Source organism: Marinovum sedimenti (assembly GCF_054052205.1).
In genome coordinates this window covers 2517323-2536223 of record NZ_CM133223.1, presented here as the reverse complement: position 1 = coordinate 2536223, position 18901 = coordinate 2517323, and the positions used below count along the sequence as shown (strand labels likewise).

Sequence of the window (18901 nt, the reverse complement as noted above, 5' to 3'; positions counted from 1 at the left end):
CCCAGTCATCTGGCCGCCCGCCAACGGTGTGTCCCGTGAGTGATGAACGCAGAGCGCTCAGAACGTAACCGTGTGCCTCCCCCTCCCGCACAGTGGCGGGGTCGCAGTGAGGAGGTGCCCACATTCCTTTTACACGATATGAATCCCGGCGCCGGAGGACAGTCGTATACCCACCTACCCAAACGGATATGCAGCCTATACGAACGTATAGGTTTGCCGCGTTACGCCTGAGGTGGTGTTGGGCGTTCGCCAAAGATCGCAGACCCGACCCGGATATGTGTCGCGCCAAGGGCGATGGCCTGCTCGAAATCCGACGACATGCCCATCGAGAGCCCCGCCAGCCCGTTGCGCGCCGCAAACTTCGCCAGCAGAGCAAAGTGCAAACTGGGGTGCTCCTCTACCGGCGGGATACACATCAAACCCTGCACCGGCAAATCAAGTTTGCGGCAGTCGGCAATAAACCCATCAACGTCAGCAGGCAGAACCCCGGCCTTTTGCGGCTCTTCCCCGGTGTTCACCTGCACAAACAGGTCCGGACACTGGCCGATTTCCTGCGCCAGTCGCGCCAGAGCGGTGGCCAGTTTCGGGCGGTCAACGGAATGGATGGCCTGGGCCAGCTCCATCGCTTGGCGGGCTTTGTTGGTCTGAAGCGGGCCGATCAGGTGCAGCGCGATCCCGTCATAGGCCTCGCGGAAGTCGGGCCATTTGCCCGCCGCTTCTTGCACCCGGTTCTCGCCAAAGACCCGGTGGCCGGCGTCCAACACCTCTGCCACCCGCGCATCCGGCTGCTTTTTTGATACGGCAATAAGTGTGGTGCTGCCCTCTGCACGGCCCGAGGCGATCTCGGCCTTGTGCATGCGCGCGGTGATGTCTGTCAGTCCCATATCCCGGCCCTTGTTGTCTGGACCGTTGCTAACATTGCCATGCGGGAAAGGAAAAGGGGGCACAAACGAAAAGAGCGGGCCCGAAGACCCGCTCTTAACTAAGTAAGGCTTAAGACGTTCTTAGAACGACATTGCCAGACCGAGCGACCAGCTGCTGCCGTTTTCGTCATCACCGGATGCGGTGAAGGTTTCACGAACAGTCGAAGCGCCGTAGCCGGCTTGAGCGGACAGACCGCCACCGAGGTCGTAGGACGCCGCGAGGCCGAAGCCCGAAGTGTACTCGTCGCCGTCGATGGTGTAGTGACCGTAGTTCACACCGATTGCCAGAGCGTTCATTTCGTAGCCGAGGCCGAGCGCGCCGTGAGTTGCTTCGTCGCCGTCGATGTCTGCAACGGTGTAGGTGAAGCCAGCGGTCACGCCGTTCGAGAAGCCTGCGTCAACCGACAGACCAACCAGCGAAACGGATGCGTCTGTACCAACCGGGAAACCCATGAAGGTAACGGTGCCGACTTCGCTTACAGCTTGGTAGCCGAGGCCAACGCCGAAGGAAACGCCGGACATTTCGCCGGAGTAACGAGCGCCGAGACCCCAAACTGGGTTGTCGTTGCCGGAGTCGTCGATTTCAGCCGACAGGGAGCCGGTGAAGCCGTCGAAAGCATAGTCAAAACGAGCGATCTGACCGTCGTAGAAGCCGTCGAGACCGTTGTTGCCGAAGCCACCGAATGCGATGTGCTCTTCGTTGTCGCCGAGCGAACCGCCAGCATAGTTAACTTCGCGCATGACTTGGTCGAGTGCACCGTTGGTGTCGCCCATTGTCAGTGTCGCGCCGCCAACGGATACGAACATTGTCGCGCCGCCATCGTCTGCGTCGTTTGCGTGAGCTGCTGCGCCCGCGCCGCCTTCGTCGAGGTCAACCGACGCGCCGAAAGTCAGGCCGTTGTCAGCTGTGCCGGTCATCGCGAAAGTGATGTCGATGTCGGTGTGGAATTGCGCGTCAACATCGGTTGTACCGATTGCGAACGGGCCGAACATGTCGATGGACTCGCCGCCCATTACGCCCATTTCGGCGGAACCGGTGATGTTGATTGTGCCGGGGCCGGAGCCGGATACTTCAGCGGAAGCGAAGCTGGCAGTTGCGACCAGTGCCGTGGTAGCAAAAAGAATATTTTTCATTGTTTCCCTCATGTGTCTTGTGCACGTACCAAACCGGTCGCCCGGCCTTGATGAGCTTGTCTTGCACCTTCTGCCCCTCCTGATGCAAGCGCGTGCCGAAATCGTGGCGGCAACAAGGCTTTGAGTGATGCGCAATTGTCACAAGAAATTGGCCCGCCGGACAGCCGCATATTACTACAGTGGTTTCGCCCCCTCAAAATGCACTGAAAAGCGATTGCGAATGAGTATCTTGTCGTTGCTTGTTATGGCTTGTATTGAAGACGTTGAACCCAACTGAAGCCGCCGCGCAGGAGCAAAGATGATCGCCATATCCAGAAAAGCCGTGATTCTTCTGGCTGGTGCCGCATTTGTCCTTACCGCCTGTGGCACGCAGTTCGGCCCCGGGCGCGACCCGGACGAGGTTTTGGCCGAAGAGCTTTATGAAGGCCGCGGCGCGCCACGCTCGACCCTGTGGGACTTTTTCCGCGGCCCGCAGGACCGCTCCACTGTCGGACGGGTCAACAAATACATCTGGAACGCCTCGCTTGAGGTGCTCGATTTCCTTCCCGTGGAATCGGTCGACCCGTTTACCGGCGTGATCACCACTGGCTATGGCACCCCTCCGGGCGGCGGCCGCGCCTATCGCGCCACGATTTTCGTCACCGACCCGGCGCTTGATGCGCGTTCGCTCAATCTCGCGCTGCAAACCCGGGCGGGTCCGGTCAGCGCCGAAACCGTGCGCGCCATCGAAGATGCCATCCTGACGCGCGCGCGCCAGATCCGGGCGCAAGACAAGGGGCTGTAAGCCCCTGTCTCCTAGCCACTGCCCCTAACGGGTCATCACGCAGAGCAGTTCGAACATGATCGACACGCCGAGCCAGGCGGTGGCCCCGCTGTTATCAAACGGCGGCGACACTTCGACCATGTCAGCCCCGATGATATCGAGGCCCGACAATCCCCGTACCACCTGCAGCGCCTGAAACGCATTCGGCCCGCCCACTTCCGGCGTGCCGGTGCCGGGCGCGAACGCCGGGTCGACGAAATCAATGTCGTAGCTGACGTACACCGGAGCCTCGCCGACAATCTCGCAGGCTTCGGCCATCACATCGGTCACACCACGGGCAAAGAACTCCTCAATCGGAATCACCCGCACCCCGACCGCCTCGGCAAAGTCGCGGTCCTCAAAGTCATAGGCCGTGCCGCGAATGCCGATCTGCACCACCCGGCGCGGATCAAGCAGCTCTTCCTCGATGGCGCGGCGGAACGGGGTGCCGTGGGTGTACATTGTGCCGCCGAAATAGCTGTGAAACAAATCGGTGTGGGAATCGAAATGCACCATGCCAAGTGGGGCGTCCTTGGCCAGCGCCCGCAGAACCGGCAGCGAGGTCAGGTGATCGCCGCCCGCCGTCAGCGGCCGGATGCCTGCGGGGGCGAGCTTTTCGTAAAAAGCGGTGATCCGATCCATCGAATCGTCAATATCCGCCGGGTTGATGCCCACATCGCCGAGATCGGCGCAATTGGCGGCCTCGAACGGGCGCACGCGGGTGGCGGCATTTTCGGCGCGGATCATGGTCGAGGCATCGCGCAACTGCCGTGGCCCGTGGCGCGGACCGGGGCGATTGGTGGTGCCGCTGTCCCAAGGCACGCCGATGATGCCGATATCGACATCGTCAAACCGCGCATGGCCGGGCTGCACCACCCGCAGGCGCATGAAACTTGGCACCCCGGCAAAGCGCGGCAGGTCCATGCCGGACACCGGTGTAAAGAAATCCTCGGTCATTGCGTCCCTTTCTGTGCCGGATCAAGCCGCGCGCGGCGGCGCACTGAGTCCGCTCCGTGGCGGCCAATGCGGGCGAAAACCGCGTCCAACGGCTCATAAGCCACGGCCATGTGGTGGGCGTTGGCGTGCAGAAACGTGCGTTCGTCGGCCACGATCCCCACATGCCCCGGCCAAAACAACAGATCGCCGCGCCGCAGCGGCACCTCCTTGGGCAAGGTCACGCCCAGCGCCGCCTCCTGAAGATCGCTGTCGCCGGGACAGGTATAGCCGCAACTGTGCAGCGCGGCCTGCACCAGCCCCGAGCAATCCAAGCCAAACACCGAATTGCCGCCCCAAAGATACGGCGTGCCGACAAACATCTCGGCCACGGCCACCGGATCATCCTTGAGCTGCGCAATCGGTTCCAGATGCTGCGAGGGCACCCAGATCGACGCCGGGCCGCCCTCGTCACCGGCAAAGGTGACAATTTCGCTCCAATCGTCCTGCTGGCCTAGCACAGTCACAAGCGCTCCATGCGACAGCAAAGAAACCTCGTTGCGCGCTTTCAGATCGGGCGCGGCCTTGGAATAGCTCATCAACGCGGCCACTTTATGCGTCGGCGCAGGCATATTCCGCGCGAGGCCAAGCGTGTCGACATAGCCGACATAGCCGTTGTGCTCGCAGAACCCAAAGGCCATCCGGTCGCGCACCTCCAACTCCTGAAACCCCTGCCCGAGGATCATCTCGCGTTCGCGTTTGACGCCATCGGCGTCCATGACCGCCACCCGGTCCGCCACCACCTGCCAGCGTTCGCCATCGGTGAAATGCGCGGCCTCGACCGTGCCGCGCAGCGAACTGTGCGCAACACGCCCGTTGGATTTCAGCACCCGCCTGTCGGTGTTCATCGCTTAGTCCTCCAGCTGCAACAGCTCCGGCAGCGCCGCGAGAATTGCCCGCGCGCCCATGCCGACACCGCCTTTGGGGCGGCCCGGTTTGGCCTCGGGTTGCCAGCCGTAGATGTCGAAATGCGCATAGCGGGTCTCTTCGGTCACGAAACGGCGCAGGAACAGCGCGGCGGTGATCGATCCGGCAAAGCCGCCCTTGGGCGCATTGTCGAGATCGGCAATCCCCGGTTCAATCATCGATTCATATGGATCCCAGAACGGCATCCGCCATAGCGGATCGTGCGCCTCGCGCCCGCCTGCCTCGAGGCGGATTGCGGTCTCGTCATCGGTGTAGAACGGTGCCAGATCGGGGCCTACCGCGACCCGCGCCGCGCCGGTCAGCGTGGCCATCGAGATCACCATGTCCGATGGTTCCTCGCAGGCCAGCGCCAGCGCATCGGCCAGAACCAAGCGCCCCTCGGCATCGGTGTTGTTGATCTCGACCGTCAGCCCCTTGCGCGAGGTCAGGATGTCGCCGGGACGGAAGGCGCCGGCAGAGACCGAATTCTCGACCGCCGGGATCAGTACCCGCAATTGCAGCGGCAGGTCCAGCGCCATGATCATCTGCGCCAGCCCCAGAACCGTCGCCGCGCCGCCCATGTCTTTCTTCATCAGGCCCATGGATGCGCCGGGCTTGAGATTGAGGCCACCAGTGTCGAAACACACGCCCTTGCCCACCAAGGTCAGCTTTGGCCCGGCCTTGCCCCAACGCATGTCGATCAGGCGAGGCGCACAATCCGACGCGCGGCCCACCGCATGGATCAACGGGAAGTTTTCGGCCAACAGCTCGGTGCCGCCAATCACCGTGCAGCTGGCCCCATGGTCGCTGGCCAGAGCCGCCGCAGCGGCCTGAAGCCCATCCGGCGTCATGTCATTGGCGGGCGTGTTGATCAGATCGCGGGTCAGCGCCTCGCCTGCGGCAATGGCTTCGATCCGGGCGGTGTCTACCCCCGACGGGGCCACCAGCCGCACCGATTTGCCGGTCGCAGCGCGATATTTGTCAAACCGATAGCCCGCCAAAAGCCAACCCAAAAGCTCGGCCTCGATGTCGGCCGGGTCCGCAGGCAGGCCACTTTCAATCTGATACGTGCCGTCGGGCAGGTTCTGCGCCACCGCAGCAAGGGCGAATCGCCCGCGCGCGCGGTCTTTGGCAGAGCCAACCCCGGCCAGCACCGCCTCGGGTGCGCCATTCTCGCCCGGAAACAGCAGGGTCTGACCGGGCCCGGCGGTAAATCCATTGGCTTCGGCCCAGCCCCGCGCGCTTGGCTCTTGCGCCAGTTTCCAACCATCGAACGCCTCGACGGTCAAAAGCGCCAGCGGGATCGCCGCGGCATCGGGATCGGCAAACATCATGGGATTGTCTTGCGACATGGGGCACACTCCGGAAAAAACCTTTTCTGCAGCCTAGCCTGCCCGGTGGTGCCTGCAAGGGGCGCCGCGCGTGACGGCCAACGATTGCCCCCGGCGAGACCGCCTGTCCAAGAGGTCTGCCCAAACGTCCAGTCTAGAAGTCCTGTCTAGAAGTCCTGCAAATCCCAGATCGCGGTCAGCGATTGCTCTCCCGTGCGCACCAGGCGCGATAAGGTGGCCGCAATGGCAACGGTGTCCTGCTGATCAATGCACTGGCACACATCGCGCGCGACACTGGCAAGCGCCACCATCCCGACCTGCTCGGCAATCTTTGACAGCGAGCGCAGACATTTGCGCAACTCGTCAATCTTGCCGTCCAGGCGCAGTTTCGCGGCACAGGCGATCCGAACGGCGATCTCCTCCAATGCGCGGCACACCACGTCATCGGCCCCTTGGTCGCCCATCTGATGATACAGCGCCTCGATCCGCGCCTCATCAAGCCGAACGCCCTCTTGCGGCGCAAGCCTGTTTATCTGTTCCATCGGATCCTACCTTTCACTCTTGCCCCCACGGCACAGACCGATCTAGAGCAAACTGATTTGGGAAACCTTTCTGCGGCTGCATTATTTCGCTCGAATTCGTAGCAGTTTGCGCGTATCACCCGTGGCCAGATGAAAAGATGGGACAGCGCCGATGGAACATGCGAAATCTCTGCCCAAATATCTGGTGCAGCGCTATCAGGGTTGGAAAGCCACCGATTATGCCGAGAACGCCGCTTGGTACAAACGCCTCGCCACCGACGGACAACATCCGCGTGCGATGGTGATTTCCTGCTGCGACAGCCGGGTGCATGTGACCTCGATCTTTGGCGCGGACACCGGCGAGTTCTTTATTCACCGCAACATCGCCAACCTTGTGCCGCCTTATGCGCCCGACAGCGATCACCACGGCACATCGGCCGCGGTGGAATACGCGGTGACGGCGCTGAATGTGGCGCATCTGATTGTGCTTGGGCATTCGCAATGTGGCGGGGTGCAGGGCTGTATCGACATGTGCAACGGCAAAGCGCCAGAGCTTGAAAAGCCGCATTCCTTCGTCGGCCGCTGGATGGATATCCTGCGCCCGGGGTATGAGTCGATCAAGACTGTTGAGCCCGGCGAAAAACAGGCACGCGCGCTAGAAAAGCGGTCGGTTGTGATTTCACTGGAAAACCTGATGACCTTCCCCTTTGTGTCGGAGCGGGTCGAAGCAGGAGAGCTTTCGCTGCACGGTCTGTGGACCGGCATTGGCGAAGGCGCGTTGGAAGAATTTCATCCGGCATCGGGCCAGTTCCGGCCCGTCGGATAAGAGGATGCGCGCTGCGGCTTAGGCCAGCAGCGTGCCACGTCCCATGCCTTGGGTCGAGGCCATGACCCGCGCCCGGCCCAGCTTGGTGCTGAGTGATTGCAGCGAATGGCCCAGAAACTTGCACGAACAAATGCGTTCGTCGCTGGCCTTGTCGGTCAGAACCAGCCGACCGTCGTGGAACCTTAGCCCAAAACCCTTGCCAGACAGCTTGCGGCGCAAGTTTCCCCAGCTTGTGGCTTGCTGAAACACCGGCTCAAGCAAGGTGCGAAGCAGAACCCCGGTTTCGCAATCCAGACGATTGCTTGCCTGCGGACCGCGCCAGCGGGTCTGTGAGGGCCCCGTCGGTGGGGCGATGTCCTGTGGATGTATCATTGTCTAAGCCTCCTATGTGCCAAGCGTCCCATCTAAATGTGGCAGCAACGAGGCCTCATTTTTCAAATATTGCGCATATTCCTCCGAATTCAACATATTCTGTCTAATGTGTGAATATTACGTCAATCTGGGGTGCGTTTACCGTCTGTTAACCTTGTGATGCAATTTTAAGTGGTATGATGATTCAATTAATCACCCTGAAACTGCATAGGCTTTTACAGACTGTGGCGAAGCGAGTCGCAAGTCGACGGGATATGAGGTTTTCACAGGTCTTGGGCCACTCACGGACTGCGACTTTGCCGCCTGCGCGCGGGTTGATGAGCGCGATTGAGGCGCTCTTGGCCCTGATGCAGGCAATCCTCGCACCGGTTTTCGGCCTGTCGCGCCGGGGGAGAGACTGGTGGCTAGATCCGCACACCAGACTGCACCCCGCCCGAAGTGAATCCGGCGAGGACAGGAGATGCTTGGCTTTGTTGGGCATGCCTAGCGGTGCGCGCCTCTGCACGGCCCTGGCCCCTGTCCGCAGGGAAAACGCCCAGATGCGCCAGCCAAACGCGCCGCCCCGGGCCATTTGAAACAACGGATTTTGGGCAAGGACGCAGGCGACGTCAGCCCCTAACGGCAGGACAGAGCATAAAAAAAAGGGGCACCCGAGGCACCCCTTTTCAAAGCTTTAGCGACGCGCTGGATTAGCCCTTTTTCAGGACCTTGTTGCCCAGAGTTTCGGCAATCTGCACCGCGTTCAACGCCGCGCCTTTGCGCAGGTTGTCGCTGACGCACCACAGGTTCAGACCGTTGTCGATGGTCGAATCCTGCCGGATGCGGCTGATGAAGGTGGCGAAATCACCGACGCATTCGATTGGGGTGACGTATCCGCCGTCTTCCCGCTTGTCGATCACCATGATCCCGGGCGCTTCGCGCAGGATGTCACGCGCCTCGTCTTCATCGAGAAACTCTTCGAATTCGATGTTGATCGATTCCGAGTGGCCCACGAAAACCGGCACGCGCACACAAGTTGCGGTGACTTTAATCGATTTATCGATGATCTTTTTGGTTTCGGCGACCATCTTCCATTCTTCCTTGGTCGAGCCATCGTCGAGGAAGACATCGATGTGCGGAATCACGTTGAAGGCGATCTGCTTGGGATAGACCTTGCGCTTGTATTCCGTGGTCGGATTGTAAATCGCCTTGGTCTGATCCCAGAGCTCATCAATCGCCTCTTTGCCCGAGCCGGACACCGACTGATAGGTCGATACCACAACGCGTTTGATCTTGGCGCGGTCATGCAGCGGCTTGAGCGCCACAACCATCTGCGCGGTCGAGCAGTTGGGGTTGGCGATGATGTTTTTCTTGGAATAGCCGTGGATCGCGTCGGCGTTGCACTCGGGCACGATCAGCGGAACATCGGGGTCGTAGCGATAGAGCGAGGAGTTGTCGATGACGACACAGCCCGCCGCCGCCGCGATGGGGGCGTATTTCTTGGTGGCGTCAGAGCCGATCGCAAAGAGCGCCATGTCCCAGCCAGAGAAATCGAACCCGTCGATGTCCTTGATCTTGAGCGTCTTGTCGCCAAAACTCACCTCTGTGCCCAGCGACCGGCGCGAGGCCAGCACTGCGATTTCATCGACCGGGAAGCCCCGTTCGGCGAGGATGTTGAGCATTTCGCGGCCCACGTTGCCAGTGGCGCCTGCGACGACGATTCGATAACCCATGGTACCCTTTCCTTTGCATTTGGTGCGCGCCTGATACCGCAGAGCGCGGCAAGAGGAAAGGGGGGTGATGCTGCACTGCGGCATCGCCTGTGGCAAGGTCAGCGCAGTGTGGGGGCTCTGCCCTCTCGGCCTTCGGCCTCTCCCCCGCGGTATTTATAAACAGAAGAAGCAGGGGGATCAGTCGAGACGGTCGCGGCTGAACAAATAGGGTAGGATGCCGATGAGGGTGATGATCGCGAAAACGGCAAAGACCGGGGCGTAGCTTTCGGCGACGGGTGTTGTGGCGGCGGCGGCGTCCTGAACGCGGCCAGTGACCACTTGGAACACGCCGACACCGGCGATGCCGAAGAGGTTCATCAAGGTCACGCCGCGCCCGGCGAGGTGGTCGGGCACATAGCTGCGGCCATGCGCCAGGATCAGGGGAAACGCCATGCCAAACAGGCCGACCATGCAGAACAGCGCAATGGCCGCTGCCATGCCTGGCGCAGGCCAAAGCCAGAGCGCGCCGCAGCCCAGAACCACCATCACATTGCCGGGGATCACCACCCATTTGCGCGTGCCGAGCCAGCGGTCAAGCGGCCCATAGGCGAAGGTGCCCGCAATCATCGCCAGCCCCATCGCCAGTGTGGCCAGCCCCACCGCGCCCTGCGCCAACCCGTGTACATCGCGCAGATACGGTCCGATCCAGACGGCGCGCAGCCCGCCCGATGCAGCATAATTGACGAACATCATCGGAAAGATCAGCCAAAGCGCCGGCATCCGCAGCAGATCCAGCACCGAGCCCTTGTGGCCGGTGTCGGCGCGCGGCGGATCGCGCACCACAAAGAACAGGCCGACGGCGATCAGCGCCGAGACAGCGGCCAGCGCCCAAAGCGTTTCGCGCCAGCCGATCGCCTCGACCAGCAGCGCCAGCGGCACGGTGCCGGCCAGATTGCCCAGTGTGCCGATGCCCAGAACGGTTGCGGCGAGCGAGGCAAAGATCGCCGGGCGCTGGGTGCGGGCAAAGATGTAGTACGACGCCATCAGCACAGGCGAACAGCCAAAGCCGATCAGCCCCATTGCCAGCATCACATGCCAAGGCGCGGTGGCCAGAGCAAAGGCCGCTGCCCCGCCTGCCCCGCCGAGCAGGAACAGGACCGACGCGGTGCGGCGCGGCCCGATCTTGTCCAGCGCGCTGCCCACCGGGATCTGCATCGCTGCGAACACCAGAAACCAAATGCCCGACGCCGTCGCCAGATCGTCGGGCAAGGCCCCGATGTCACGCTCGAGCACCTCGGCCAGAACGGCAAGGAACGAGCGGAAAAACTGGCTGAACACATAGCTCAGCGTGAGGAGGATAAGACCGATGTTCATGATGGCTCCCGTTTTGTCGGGCTTGAGTTACACGCGCCGCGCGCCAAGGCAAGCCGCTGCGTGCCGGCCCGCCCAAAGCCCAGTGGCCATGCAGGCGGTCAGGAGATATCCGCCGGTCGGGGCCTCCCAATCCAGCATTTCGCCGGCGATGAACACGCCCGGGCGGGCGCGCAGCTCCAACTCAGGCGTCAGCGCGGCGAAATCAACGCCCCCCGCCACCGAGATCGCCTCGTCCATTGGGCGCGGTCCGGCATGGCGCACCGGCAGCGCCTTAATCCGCTCGGCCAGCTTGAACGGGGTCTCGGGCAGCGGCCTGCCGAACTCCATCAAGAGCGCCTGCTGCACCGGATCAAGCCGCGCCTGTTTGCGCAGGAAATTGGCCGCCGACATCTTGCCGCGCGGTTTCGAAAGCCGGTCGGTCAGCGCCGTGAGGGTGAAATCGGGAGCAAGATCAACGGTCAGCGCCGCGCCGTCGCGCACCGCAGCGGATACCCCGTAGATGCCACCACCTTCGAGGCCACCCGCCGAAATCACCGCTTCACCCCGGCTCATCACTGGCCCTGCGTGCCAGGCCACGCCTTTGACCGGGGCACCGAAACGCGCCGTCATATGATCGGACCAGTCGACGCGGAGCCCCATGTTTGCCGGACGGAAGGGCGCGACCGCAATGCCCTCGCCGCGCAGGATTTCGGCCCATGCGCCATCAGAGCCAAGCCGCGCCCAGCTTGCGCCGCCCAGCGCCAGCACCGTCACGTGCGCCTGCACCGCGATCCGGCCCTCGGGCGTGTCAAACACGGTGTCCGCCCCGTCCCAGCCCTGCCAACGCCAGCGCACCTGCCGCGCCACGCCCAGGGCATCCAATCGGACAAGCCAGGCGCGCAACAGCGGCGACGCCTTCATCGCCTTGGGAAAGACCCGCCCGGTTGGCCCGGTGAACAGCGCCTGCCCGAGGCTCTCGGCCCAGCGCTGCATCTCATCCGGTCCGAAATCCGCCAGCATCGGGCGCAATGCCTCGGTGCGGTTGGTGTAGCTGTCGAGGAAGGGCGCGGCAGCCTCGGATTTGGTGAGGTTCAGCCCGGATTTGCCCGCCATCAGGAATTTGCGGGCCAGCGAGGGCCGGGCCTCGGCCAAAACCACACGGTGCCCAGCCTGCGCCAACGCCTCGGCTGCCATCAGCCCGGCAGGGCCGCCGCCGATGACCAGCGCGTCGACCTTCATGACCAACCCCCAACAGCAGCGACGATCCGCCGCACCGGTTCCGGCCAACTGGCGTGATCACATTCCATGGCTTACCTCTTGAAACAGTGCCACCCGTGATGCCCCGGCGGGCGATCGGATACAAGCACCCCATGACCGACAGTCCGCGCTTTGCCTTTGGCTGCACAGTCCGGGCGTTCTCAGGTGGGTGGCCGCGCTGGAGGTTTTCACCCCCGCAACGCCGGGGAACGATGCTCACGTTGATCCGCATCAAGGCGGCGGGCCAATTGCGATGGCAGACTGGACACCACAGCACAGGAGAGACCAGATGACCGTCACTTACACCGAAATCCCCGAAAAGAAGCGGGTGGAATTCACTGTCAGCGGCCATATCAGCCGCGAGGATTACGAAAAGATTGCCCACCCGATGGAGGCGTTTATCGCGACCCACGGTAAGGTGCAGATGATCGAGGTGGTGGACCATTTCTCTGGCTTTGATCCGTCGATCCTATTGCCGGGGATCAAGTTTGATTTCAAGGCGGTGCCGCACATCAGCCACATCGCGCTGGTCACCGACATCGGCTGGATCAGCCCGATTGCCCGCGCAGTGGGCGCGCTTTTGCCAGCGCGGATGCGGGTGTTTGAGCGCAGCGAATTGGAAGCCGCCCGCGACTGGCTCGATCAGGAATTGACCGCGACACCAGCCACTTAAGCCGACCGCACCCAAACCGGGGAACTTCTGGGCGGTTGGGCCGTTGTTCCTTCGGACTGCGTGGTCTGTGGGCGGCTTGCCCCCGGTTCGCGCCACGATTGGCCACACCACAGCGAGGAGAGACCCCATGCGCCTGACAGGACGCCGCAGCAGCCGCAATATCGAGGATCGCCGTCGCAGCGGCGGGGGTGTCAAGGCGGGGGGGATCGGCGGTGTCGGGCTTTTGGTCGTTCTGGCGGTGGGGTATTTCACTGGGATCGACGTGACACCGCTGTTGGATGGCACCTTGGGCGGCGGCAGTCAAACCCGCGTTTCGCGCGAAATCTCGCCCGAAGAGGAGCGCGCGGCGCAGTTCACCTCGCAAGTTCTGGCCACCACCGAAGATGTCTGGACCGATATTTTCCCGCAACAGATCGGCCGCGCTTATGAGCCGCCGGTGATGGTGCTGTTTTCCAGCGTGACGCAATCGCCCTGCGGCAATGCCAGCGGCGCGACGGGTCCGTTTTACTGTCCGGCGGATGAGAAAGCCTATCTCGACACTGATTTCTTTGCCACATTATCGCGTGAATTGGGCGCCGAGGGCGATTTCGCCGCCGCTTATGTGATTGCCCACGAGGTGGCGCACCATGTGCAAAACGAGCTTGGCATTCTGGGGCAAGTGCAACAGGCACGCCAACGCGCGAGCGAGACTGAGGCCAATGCGCTTACCGTGCGGCTGGAGCTTCAGGCCGATTGCCTGTCCGGTGTCTGGGCGCGCTCGGTCAAAGGCTTGCTCGAACCCGGCGACATCGACGAAGCGCTGAACGCGGCGCGGCGGATCGGTGACGACTATTTGCAAAAACGCGCCGGACGGGTGCCGCAGCCGCACACCTTTACCCACGGCACATCCGAGCAACGGTCGCGCTGGTTTGCCAATGGCTATGAGACTGGTCAGGTGGAGGCTTGCGATACCTTCTCCACCAACCGGTTGTAATCGCAGCGTTTACCCCAGCAATTCGGCAAGCTGGGTGCAGGCGGCTTCGGCCTGTTCTGTCTTGCCGGCTTTGATGAACTGCCCGATCCGTTTCAGCGCCGCACCGGTGCTGAGCGGGTCGAACATCATCGCGCGGTCTTCATCCGGGCGGATGATGGTGAAATACGACACCGGCACCTTTTCCGCGCCATAGCTGAACTTGTAAGGCTCATCGCCGTGGCCGAAATCATAGGTTTGGCAGCCAAGATAAATCCCGCATTCGATGCTATGGAAATGCAGCGCCGGGCCGATAAAGGCCTCGTCTGCCTCGGGATTGCGGCCCGCGATAATGAAATGCATAGCCCCGACCCGCGGGTCCATTACATGACCTAAAGCGCCAAGCGGCGTTTCCCCGCGCCACAGCGTTGGCAAAAACAGCGCATCGGCACTGTGCGCCGCGCGCAGCACCTGCTCAAAGTTCGCCGCGACCTTGCTGCTGCTCGACGCGCCTTTGACCGGATCCCACTTCATCTGCCAGAACCGCATCAGATTGGCGATGTCCCGGTCGAGCGTGTCGGCCTCACAATGGGTGAAGTAGTACTCCCCGCCCGAGAAATACTTGCGCTTGAATCGGCGATAGCGTTGGCGGGTGTTGGCGCTGACGCTCGACTGAAGATAGTCCTCAAAATCGTCCGGCAGGGTCACATGCGGACAGACCAGATTATCGGTCTCGCCGTCGTTGATGCGATAATCCTTCCACGCCACCGCATATCCAAACCGCTCGAATGCGGCGCAGAACAGTTCGGCCCGGCGCGTCTGGGCGACATAGCGCAGCGACAGCCGCGACCACGGCATCGTGCGCAGCGCATGCGCCAGCGTCGACATCACCAGCGGCTCTTGGCCTGGATCGCAAAGAAACCCGGTGTATTCGCTGAACAAAAGCCGGCCGCCGGCCTCGATCTCGGACTGGAAACAACTGCGCGAACTGCTCCAATGCACGCGGTATTTCAGCGGCAACAGCCCGACAAGCCGGTTCGACCCGTCGGCGGCCCGCACCGCAAGCACGCTCCAGCGGAACGGATTGTCGGCAAAGGCCTGCGCCAGCCAATCCCACGACAAAAACACTGTGGTTTCAGGGTCTTGCGCCTCTAGAGCCTTCCAATCGGCCTCCACCGACTTGAACCCGTCAAACGTATCGATCACCTCGACACGCAGCCCGGCGTGCAGCGCCGTATCTGGACGAAGATCGTTCATGCCGCCACCCTCGCTTTTTGCGCCGTGGTGCTGCCTTTGCGCAGCACCTCCTCAAACACCTTCTGCGCGTCCTCAAAGTCCCGCGCCAAGGGCACCGTGAGCGGCATACGCGCGCCGAAATAGGCCCCGACCCGACAGATCTGGGCGGCAAATTCCGGGTGAACGCCAGCATCATCGTATTTGCGCACCCGCGCCTTCGACAGCCAGCCACGCTTGTGTGCCTCTTTCACAATCAGCTTGAGCCGTTGCACACAATGCAGGGTCACATAGACCGCGAGATAATCGAGATACCCCTCAAGATCATGACCGCAGGCCGCGTCAAAATTCGCAATGATGATCTGTTCCATCGCGTCGGGCGCAATCGGCCAAGCCTCATCACCAAGCAACCAGGCAAGGTCTTCGGCGCCGTGGCGCACGCCGGAATATTCAAAGTCAAACCAGCGCAGGCGGTCGTCTTCGCCAATCGCGGCATTGCCCGAGCGACAATCCCATTTGACGAATTGCGTGGCCGGGCGCGCAATTGCCTCGGCCAAGGCGATTTTATCAACGCTCGCGCATCGCCCGGCGGAAAACGGCTCTAATGATATGATCGCTTCGGTGAAATTGCTGATCCATTCGCGATTGACCCCGAGGTGCGGCATTGTTTCGTTTAACCCGGCCTGCCGCGCCGCCGCTTGTATGCGAAATATCGCGGCAACAGCCTCTTGCGCCATATCCAAACGTTGGTCGGGGGCAATCAGGGCAATCTCTTGATTGAGCCGCCGCGCGCCGACATCCGACTGAAACATGACCTCACCGACCACCCCGAGGCATTGCGGAATGTCGGAGTTGAACTGGCCGATCTTGCGCAGCGCCATCGCCTCGATATGGGTGCGCCGAAAGTTCGGCCGCATGGTGACAATGACCGGCCGGCTTTCCATCTCAAAGCGCCAACTTGCGCGCCCTTCCCCACCCGGAGCCGATGTTTTCATTACCTTTTCGCCAAAGAATGCCTCGGCGCAGGTCACCAGTTTCGCAATCCGCTCGCGGTATTTTCTGCGTGTCATCCCAATCACCTTTCGACCAAATAGTGCCCGACACAACGCCGATCATGGCCCCGTGGTTTTACTCGTCACGCTCCGGAGTAGCTGAACAAAATGGCGGAAGTTTGATGGTCTGTGGACGGCGAGAGAATCACTTGGGCGAAATTGCGACAGCGCGCCGGGGCGGCCTTGGGCAGATTGCCACAGGCTCCGGCGTTAATACTCCTTAAGGCAGGTGATTGTTTCCGGTGGGGCGGTGAATTAGCCATGAAATTATTGAAAACTTGATCGATTTACCGCGGTCGTTTAGCCCAAATTGATACGCGCAATAAACCCAGCCCAAAGACCCGCCCGCTTACTGTGGACGATGGCGTCGTATGGGCACGTCATCAAGAAGGGATTTCGAATGTCTGACGATCAGATTAGCGATACGAATTTGCGGACCGACACCACAGGTTCAGGCAACGACACGGCCAGCACGACCAAGGCATACCACAATGGCGGCGTCGAGGGCGATTCCCTGGAGGCATGGTACGCCGCCAATCTGGCGGAAGAGTTCGAAAAAGAAGATGACCCGATTGGGAGCGGTACTGGCACAGGTGGCACTGGGACTGGCGGCACTGGGACTGGCGGCACTGGCACAGGTGGCACTGGTTCGGGTGGCACCAAAGGCTCCGGCACTGGCGGTTCAGGTTCTGGCGGAACCGGTGGCACTGGCGGTTCAGGTTCTGGCGGAACCGGTGGCACTGGCGGTTCAGGTTCTGGCGGAACCGGTGGCACCGGCACGGGCGGCACGGGCACGGGAGGTTCCGGTACAGGTGGCTCAGGTTCCGGCGGGACCAAAGGCTCCGGCACTGGCGGCTCAGGTTCGGGCGGTACCGGTGGCACTGGCACGGGCGGTTCCGGCTCCGGCGGCACGGGCGGCTCAGGTTCCGGCAGCACTAAAGGCTCCGGCACTGGCGGTTCAGGCACAGGCGGAACCGGTGGCTCGGGTACAGGTGGCACAGGTGGTACGGGCACAGGTGGTTCCGGCACAGGCGGCACCAAAGGCACTGGCACGGGCGGCTCAGGTTCGGGCGGAACCGGTGGCTCGGGGACAGGTGGTTCCGGCACGGGCGGCTCCGGCTCCGGTGGCACCAAAGGCTCCGGCACTGGCGGTTCAGGCACAGGCGGAACCGGTGGTTCGGGCACAGGTGGCTCCGGCACAGGCGGCTCGGGCACAGGTGGCACCAAAGGCTCAACAGACCCGGTAGCTGGCCAGAGCGACACGGTTCTCGACCTCTCCGATGCGGGCGCGGCCTTTGTCATCAACGTCACCACCGATCCGGCGACCGGCAACCAATCCGGCTCGGTCGAGTTCGTGGGTGCCGACGGGCAACCCGTTGCCTGGGGCCATTTCGAGAATGTCTCGGATATCATTTTGCCCGAGGATCCGACGAGCTTTACCTACACTGAGGACGATTTCACCATTACAGGCGACCATGGTCCTGGCCTGCCGCCGAAAGTGGAACTGGACGCGTATCTTGTCCCGGCTGACTCCGTCGACACTGGCGGCACCGGCGGGTCTGGCACCGGCGGCTCGGGTACCGGCGGTTCAGGTACGGGCGGCACTGGCGGCTCCGGCTCCGGTGGGACCAAAGGGTCCGGCACGGGTGGTTCGGGCACAGGTGGCACCGGCGGATCTGGTACTGGTGGTTCAGGTACGGGCGGCTCGGGTTCGGGCGGCTCGGGTTCGGGCGGCACTGGCGGCTCCGGCTCCGGTGGGACCAAAGGGTCCGGCACGGGTGGCTCGGGCACAGGTGGCACCGGCGGAACGGGTACCGGCGGTTCAGGCATGGGCGGCTCCGGCGGCTCCGGCTCCGGCGGGACCAAAGGGTCCGGCACCGGTGGATCGGGCACAGGTGGCACCGGTGGATCTGGCACCGGCGGCTCGGGTTCGGGCGGCACTGGCGGCTCCGGCTCCGGTGGGACCAAAGGGTCCGGCACGGGTGGTTCGGGCACAGGTGGCACCGGCGGAACGGGTACCGGCGGTTCAGGAACGGGCGGCTCGGGTTCAGGTGGCACTGGCGGCTCCGGCTCCGGCGGGACCAAAGGGTCCGGCACGGGTGGTTCGGGCACAGGTGGCACCGGCGGAACGGGTACCGGCGGTTCAGGAACGGGCGGCTCGGGTTCAGGTGGCACGGGCGGCTCCGGCTCCGGCGGGACCAAAGGGTCCGGCACGGGTGGTTCGGGCACAGGTGGCTCAGGTACTGGCGGATCTGGTACCGGCGGCTCGGGTTCGGGCGGCACTGGCGGCTCTGGCTCCGGCGGGACCAAAGGGTCCGGCACCGGTGGCTCCGCGACGGGCGGCACCAAAGGGTCTGGCTCGGGCGGAACGACCGGTGGGCAGGGTCAGTGGAGCGGCACCCAAGTCGCGGCCGCGGCCGACACCCTCCCCGAGTTCACCGAGCATCCGGATGATATCGAAAGTGCAGAACTGTTGATGACCGGAGGCGTACGCGGCACCGATCCGGACAATTCCGGCTCCGCAACCGCCGGCGGCACCAGCACCGAGTTCGATATCCTCTAGGATACGCGGTACTTTCAGAAAATTACCGGTGGCGGCAGATGTGTCGGCACCGGTTTTTCATTGCCAAATTCGCTTTACGCGACCGGGTGCGAAACAGTGCGCGGCTTGGCGCAATGCCACCCGCACCTCCACACCACTGTTTGCCACAGCGCGATTCGCAATAGCCGGGTCTCGCTTCCCGCGACAGTCCCGGCCTAACCCGCATGCAACTGAACAAGCGCCCCAGCGCTTGCCGACCACGCATTCTCCCGGAGCATATTTTGGTGCGCCCCCACAGCTGACGGCACGCAAACGCAACTTGCTGTGCTGCCACTCCTAGCAC

17 protein-coding genes are annotated in these 18901 nt (G+C 62.7%); 5 read left to right on the top strand and 12 right to left on the bottom strand.

Translation table 11 applies throughout. The features are described from left to right. Nucleotides 1–221: 221 nt before the first annotated feature. Nucleotides 222–884 carry a YggS family pyridoxal phosphate-dependent enzyme gene (locus ACW9UO_RS12200; protein WP_457086075.1) on the bottom strand — a complete coding sequence of 221 codons (663 nt, stop codon included), beginning with the start codon at nt 882–884 and terminating at the stop codon, nt 222–224. Between the two features lie 120 nt (nt 885–1004). Beyond that, nucleotides 1005–2057: a porin gene (locus tag ACW9UO_RS12195; protein WP_457086074.1), complete on the bottom strand. Its 1053-nt coding sequence runs from the start codon at nt 2055–2057 to the stop codon at nt 1005–1007. Nucleotides 2058–2355: 298 nt separating this feature from the next. Between ACW9UO_RS12195 and ACW9UO_RS12190 the strand changes: the two genes are divergently transcribed. Further along, nucleotides 2356–2841, top strand: a complete 486-nt coding sequence (locus tag ACW9UO_RS12190) for a DUF3576 domain-containing protein (protein ID WP_457086073.1) — start codon at nt 2356–2358, stop codon at nt 2839–2841. A 24-nt stretch (nt 2842–2865) separates the two neighbouring features. Here ACW9UO_RS12190 and speB read toward each other — a convergent pair whose 3' ends face one another. The 4 genes from speB to ACW9UO_RS12170 all read right to left on the bottom strand — a co-directional run bounded on the left by speB (nt 2866) and on the right by ACW9UO_RS12170 (nt 6631). Next, nucleotides 2866–3816 carry an agmatinase gene (gene speB / locus ACW9UO_RS12185; RefSeq protein ID WP_457086072.1) on the bottom strand — a complete coding sequence of 317 codons (951 nt, stop codon included), beginning with the start codon at nt 3814–3816 and terminating at the stop codon, nt 2866–2868. Then, nucleotides 3813–4700 carry a C40 family peptidase gene (locus tag ACW9UO_RS12180; protein WP_457086071.1) on the bottom strand — a complete coding sequence of 296 codons (888 nt, stop codon included), beginning with the start codon at nt 4698–4700 and terminating at the stop codon, nt 3813–3815. The genes speB and ACW9UO_RS12180 overlap by 4 nt, the downstream gene beginning before the upstream one ends. A 3-nt stretch (nt 4701–4703) precedes the next feature. After that, on the bottom strand, nt 4704–6110 hold the full coding sequence (locus tag ACW9UO_RS12175; protein WP_457086070.1) for a leucyl aminopeptidase family protein: 1407 nt from the start codon (nt 6108–6110) through the stop codon (nt 4704–4706). A gap of 146 nt (nt 6111–6256) precedes the next feature. Continuing rightward, entirely contained in the window at nt 6257–6631 is a 375-nt protein-coding gene (locus ACW9UO_RS12170) for a hypothetical protein (protein WP_457086069.1), read from the bottom strand. A gap of 151 nt (nt 6632–6782) precedes the next feature. Between ACW9UO_RS12170 and ACW9UO_RS12165 the strand changes: the two genes are divergently transcribed. After that, nucleotides 6783–7436, top strand: a complete 654-nt coding sequence (locus tag ACW9UO_RS12165) for a carbonic anhydrase (protein WP_457086068.1) — start codon at nt 6783–6785, stop codon at nt 7434–7436. A gap of 18 nt (nt 7437–7454) precedes the next feature. Here the strand turns inward: ACW9UO_RS12165 and ACW9UO_RS12160 are convergent, their stop codons facing one another. From ACW9UO_RS12160 to ACW9UO_RS12145, 4 genes are all read right to left on the bottom strand, one after another. Next, the gene (locus tag ACW9UO_RS12160) at nt 7455–7808 is read right to left on the bottom strand and encodes a hypothetical protein (protein WP_457086067.1); all 354 of its coding nucleotides are present in this window, start codon (nt 7806–7808) and stop codon (nt 7455–7457) included. A gap of 689 nt (nt 7809–8497) precedes the next feature. Next, a complete protein-coding gene (locus ACW9UO_RS12155) occupies nt 8498–9520 on the bottom strand; it encodes an aspartate-semialdehyde dehydrogenase (protein WP_457086066.1) in 1023 nt (340 codons plus the stop codon). A gap of 177 nt (nt 9521–9697) precedes the next feature. Beyond that, the gene (locus tag ACW9UO_RS12150; protein ID WP_457086065.1) at nt 9698–10873 is read right to left on the bottom strand and encodes an MFS transporter; all 1176 of its coding nucleotides are present in this window, start codon (nt 10871–10873) and stop codon (nt 9698–9700) included. 27 nt (nt 10874–10900) lie between these two features. After that, nucleotides 10901–12091 carry a TIGR03862 family flavoprotein gene (locus tag ACW9UO_RS12145; RefSeq protein ID WP_457086064.1) on the bottom strand — a complete coding sequence of 397 codons (1191 nt, stop codon included), beginning with the start codon at nt 12089–12091 and terminating at the stop codon, nt 10901–10903. 307 nt (nt 12092–12398) lie between these two features. Between ACW9UO_RS12145 and ACW9UO_RS12140 the strand changes: the two genes are divergently transcribed. After that, nucleotides 12399–12782, top strand: coding sequence for a SpoIIAA family protein (locus ACW9UO_RS12140; protein ID WP_457086063.1), 384 nt, complete (start codon nt 12399–12401; stop codon nt 12780–12782). Between the two features lie 127 nt (nt 12783–12909). Next, nucleotides 12910–13755, top strand: a complete 846-nt coding sequence (gene ypfJ / locus ACW9UO_RS12135; RefSeq protein WP_457086062.1) for a KPN_02809 family neutral zinc metallopeptidase — start codon at nt 12910–12912, stop codon at nt 13753–13755. Nucleotides 13756–13764: 9 nt separating this feature from the next. Here ypfJ and ACW9UO_RS12130 read toward each other — a convergent pair whose 3' ends face one another. Next, nucleotides 13765–14988 carry a GNAT family N-acetyltransferase gene (locus ACW9UO_RS12130; RefSeq protein ID WP_457086061.1) on the bottom strand — a complete coding sequence of 408 codons (1224 nt, stop codon included), beginning with the start codon at nt 14986–14988 and terminating at the stop codon, nt 13765–13767. Continuing rightward, nucleotides 14985–16034, bottom strand: a complete 1050-nt coding sequence (locus tag ACW9UO_RS12125) for a hypothetical protein (protein ID WP_457086060.1) — start codon at nt 16032–16034, stop codon at nt 14985–14987. Before ACW9UO_RS12125 ends, ACW9UO_RS12130 begins: the two co-directional genes overlap by 4 nt. A 382-nt stretch (nt 16035–16416) precedes the next feature. Between ACW9UO_RS12125 and ACW9UO_RS12120 the strand changes: the two genes are divergently transcribed. Next, on the top strand, nt 16417–18579 hold the full coding sequence (locus ACW9UO_RS12120; protein ID WP_457086059.1) for a hypothetical protein: 2163 nt from the start codon (nt 16417–16419) through the stop codon (nt 18577–18579). Nucleotides 18580–18901 lie beyond the last annotated feature (322 nt).

Coding starts and splice junctions, on each gene's coding strand:
- ACW9UO_RS12130 (WP_457086061.1), bottom strand. CDS start 14,988: ATGAACGATCTTCGTCCAGATACGGCGCTGCACGCCGGGCTGCGTGTC.
- ACW9UO_RS12150 (WP_457086065.1), bottom strand. CDS start 10,873: ATGAACATCGGTCTTATCCTCCTCACGCTGAGCTATGTGTTCAGCCAG.
- ACW9UO_RS12125 (WP_457086060.1), bottom strand. CDS start 16,034: ATGACACGCAGAAAATACCGCGAGCGGATTGCGAAACTGGTGACCTGC.
- ACW9UO_RS12200 (WP_457086075.1), bottom strand. CDS start 884: ATGGGACTGACAGACATCACCGCGCGCATGCACAAGGCCGAGATCGCC.
- ACW9UO_RS12170 (WP_457086069.1), bottom strand. CDS start 6,631: ATGGAACAGATAAACAGGCTTGCGCCGCAAGAGGGCGTTCGGCTTGAT.
- ypfJ (WP_457086062.1), top strand. CDS start 12,910: ATGCGCCTGACAGGACGCCGCAGCAGCCGCAATATCGAGGATCGCCGT.
- ACW9UO_RS12145 (WP_457086064.1), bottom strand. CDS start 12,091: ATGAAGGTCGACGCGCTGGTCATCGGCGGCGGCCCTGCCGGGCTGATG.
- ACW9UO_RS12160 (WP_457086067.1), bottom strand. CDS start 7,808: ATGATACATCCACAGGACATCGCCCCACCGACGGGGCCCTCACAGACC.
- ACW9UO_RS12190 (WP_457086073.1), top strand. CDS start 2,356: ATGATCGCCATATCCAGAAAAGCCGTGATTCTTCTGGCTGGTGCCGCA.
- ACW9UO_RS12120 (WP_457086059.1), top strand. CDS start 16,417: ATGTCTGACGATCAGATTAGCGATACGAATTTGCGGACCGACACCACA.
- ACW9UO_RS12165 (WP_457086068.1), top strand. CDS start 6,783: ATGGAACATGCGAAATCTCTGCCCAAATATCTGGTGCAGCGCTATCAG.
- ACW9UO_RS12195 (WP_457086074.1), bottom strand. CDS start 2,057: ATGAAAAATATTCTTTTTGCTACCACGGCACTGGTCGCAACTGCCAGC.
- ACW9UO_RS12175 (WP_457086070.1), bottom strand. CDS start 6,110: ATGTCGCAAGACAATCCCATGATGTTTGCCGATCCCGATGCCGCGGCG.
- speB (WP_457086072.1), bottom strand. CDS start 3,816: ATGACCGAGGATTTCTTTACACCGGTGTCCGGCATGGACCTGCCGCGC.
- ACW9UO_RS12180 (WP_457086071.1), bottom strand. CDS start 4,700: ATGAACACCGACAGGCGGGTGCTGAAATCCAACGGGCGTGTTGCGCAC.
- ACW9UO_RS12155 (WP_457086066.1), bottom strand. CDS start 9,520: ATGGGTTATCGAATCGTCGTCGCAGGCGCCACTGGCAACGTGGGCCGC.
- ACW9UO_RS12140 (WP_457086063.1), top strand. CDS start 12,399: ATGACCGTCACTTACACCGAAATCCCCGAAAAGAAGCGGGTGGAATTC.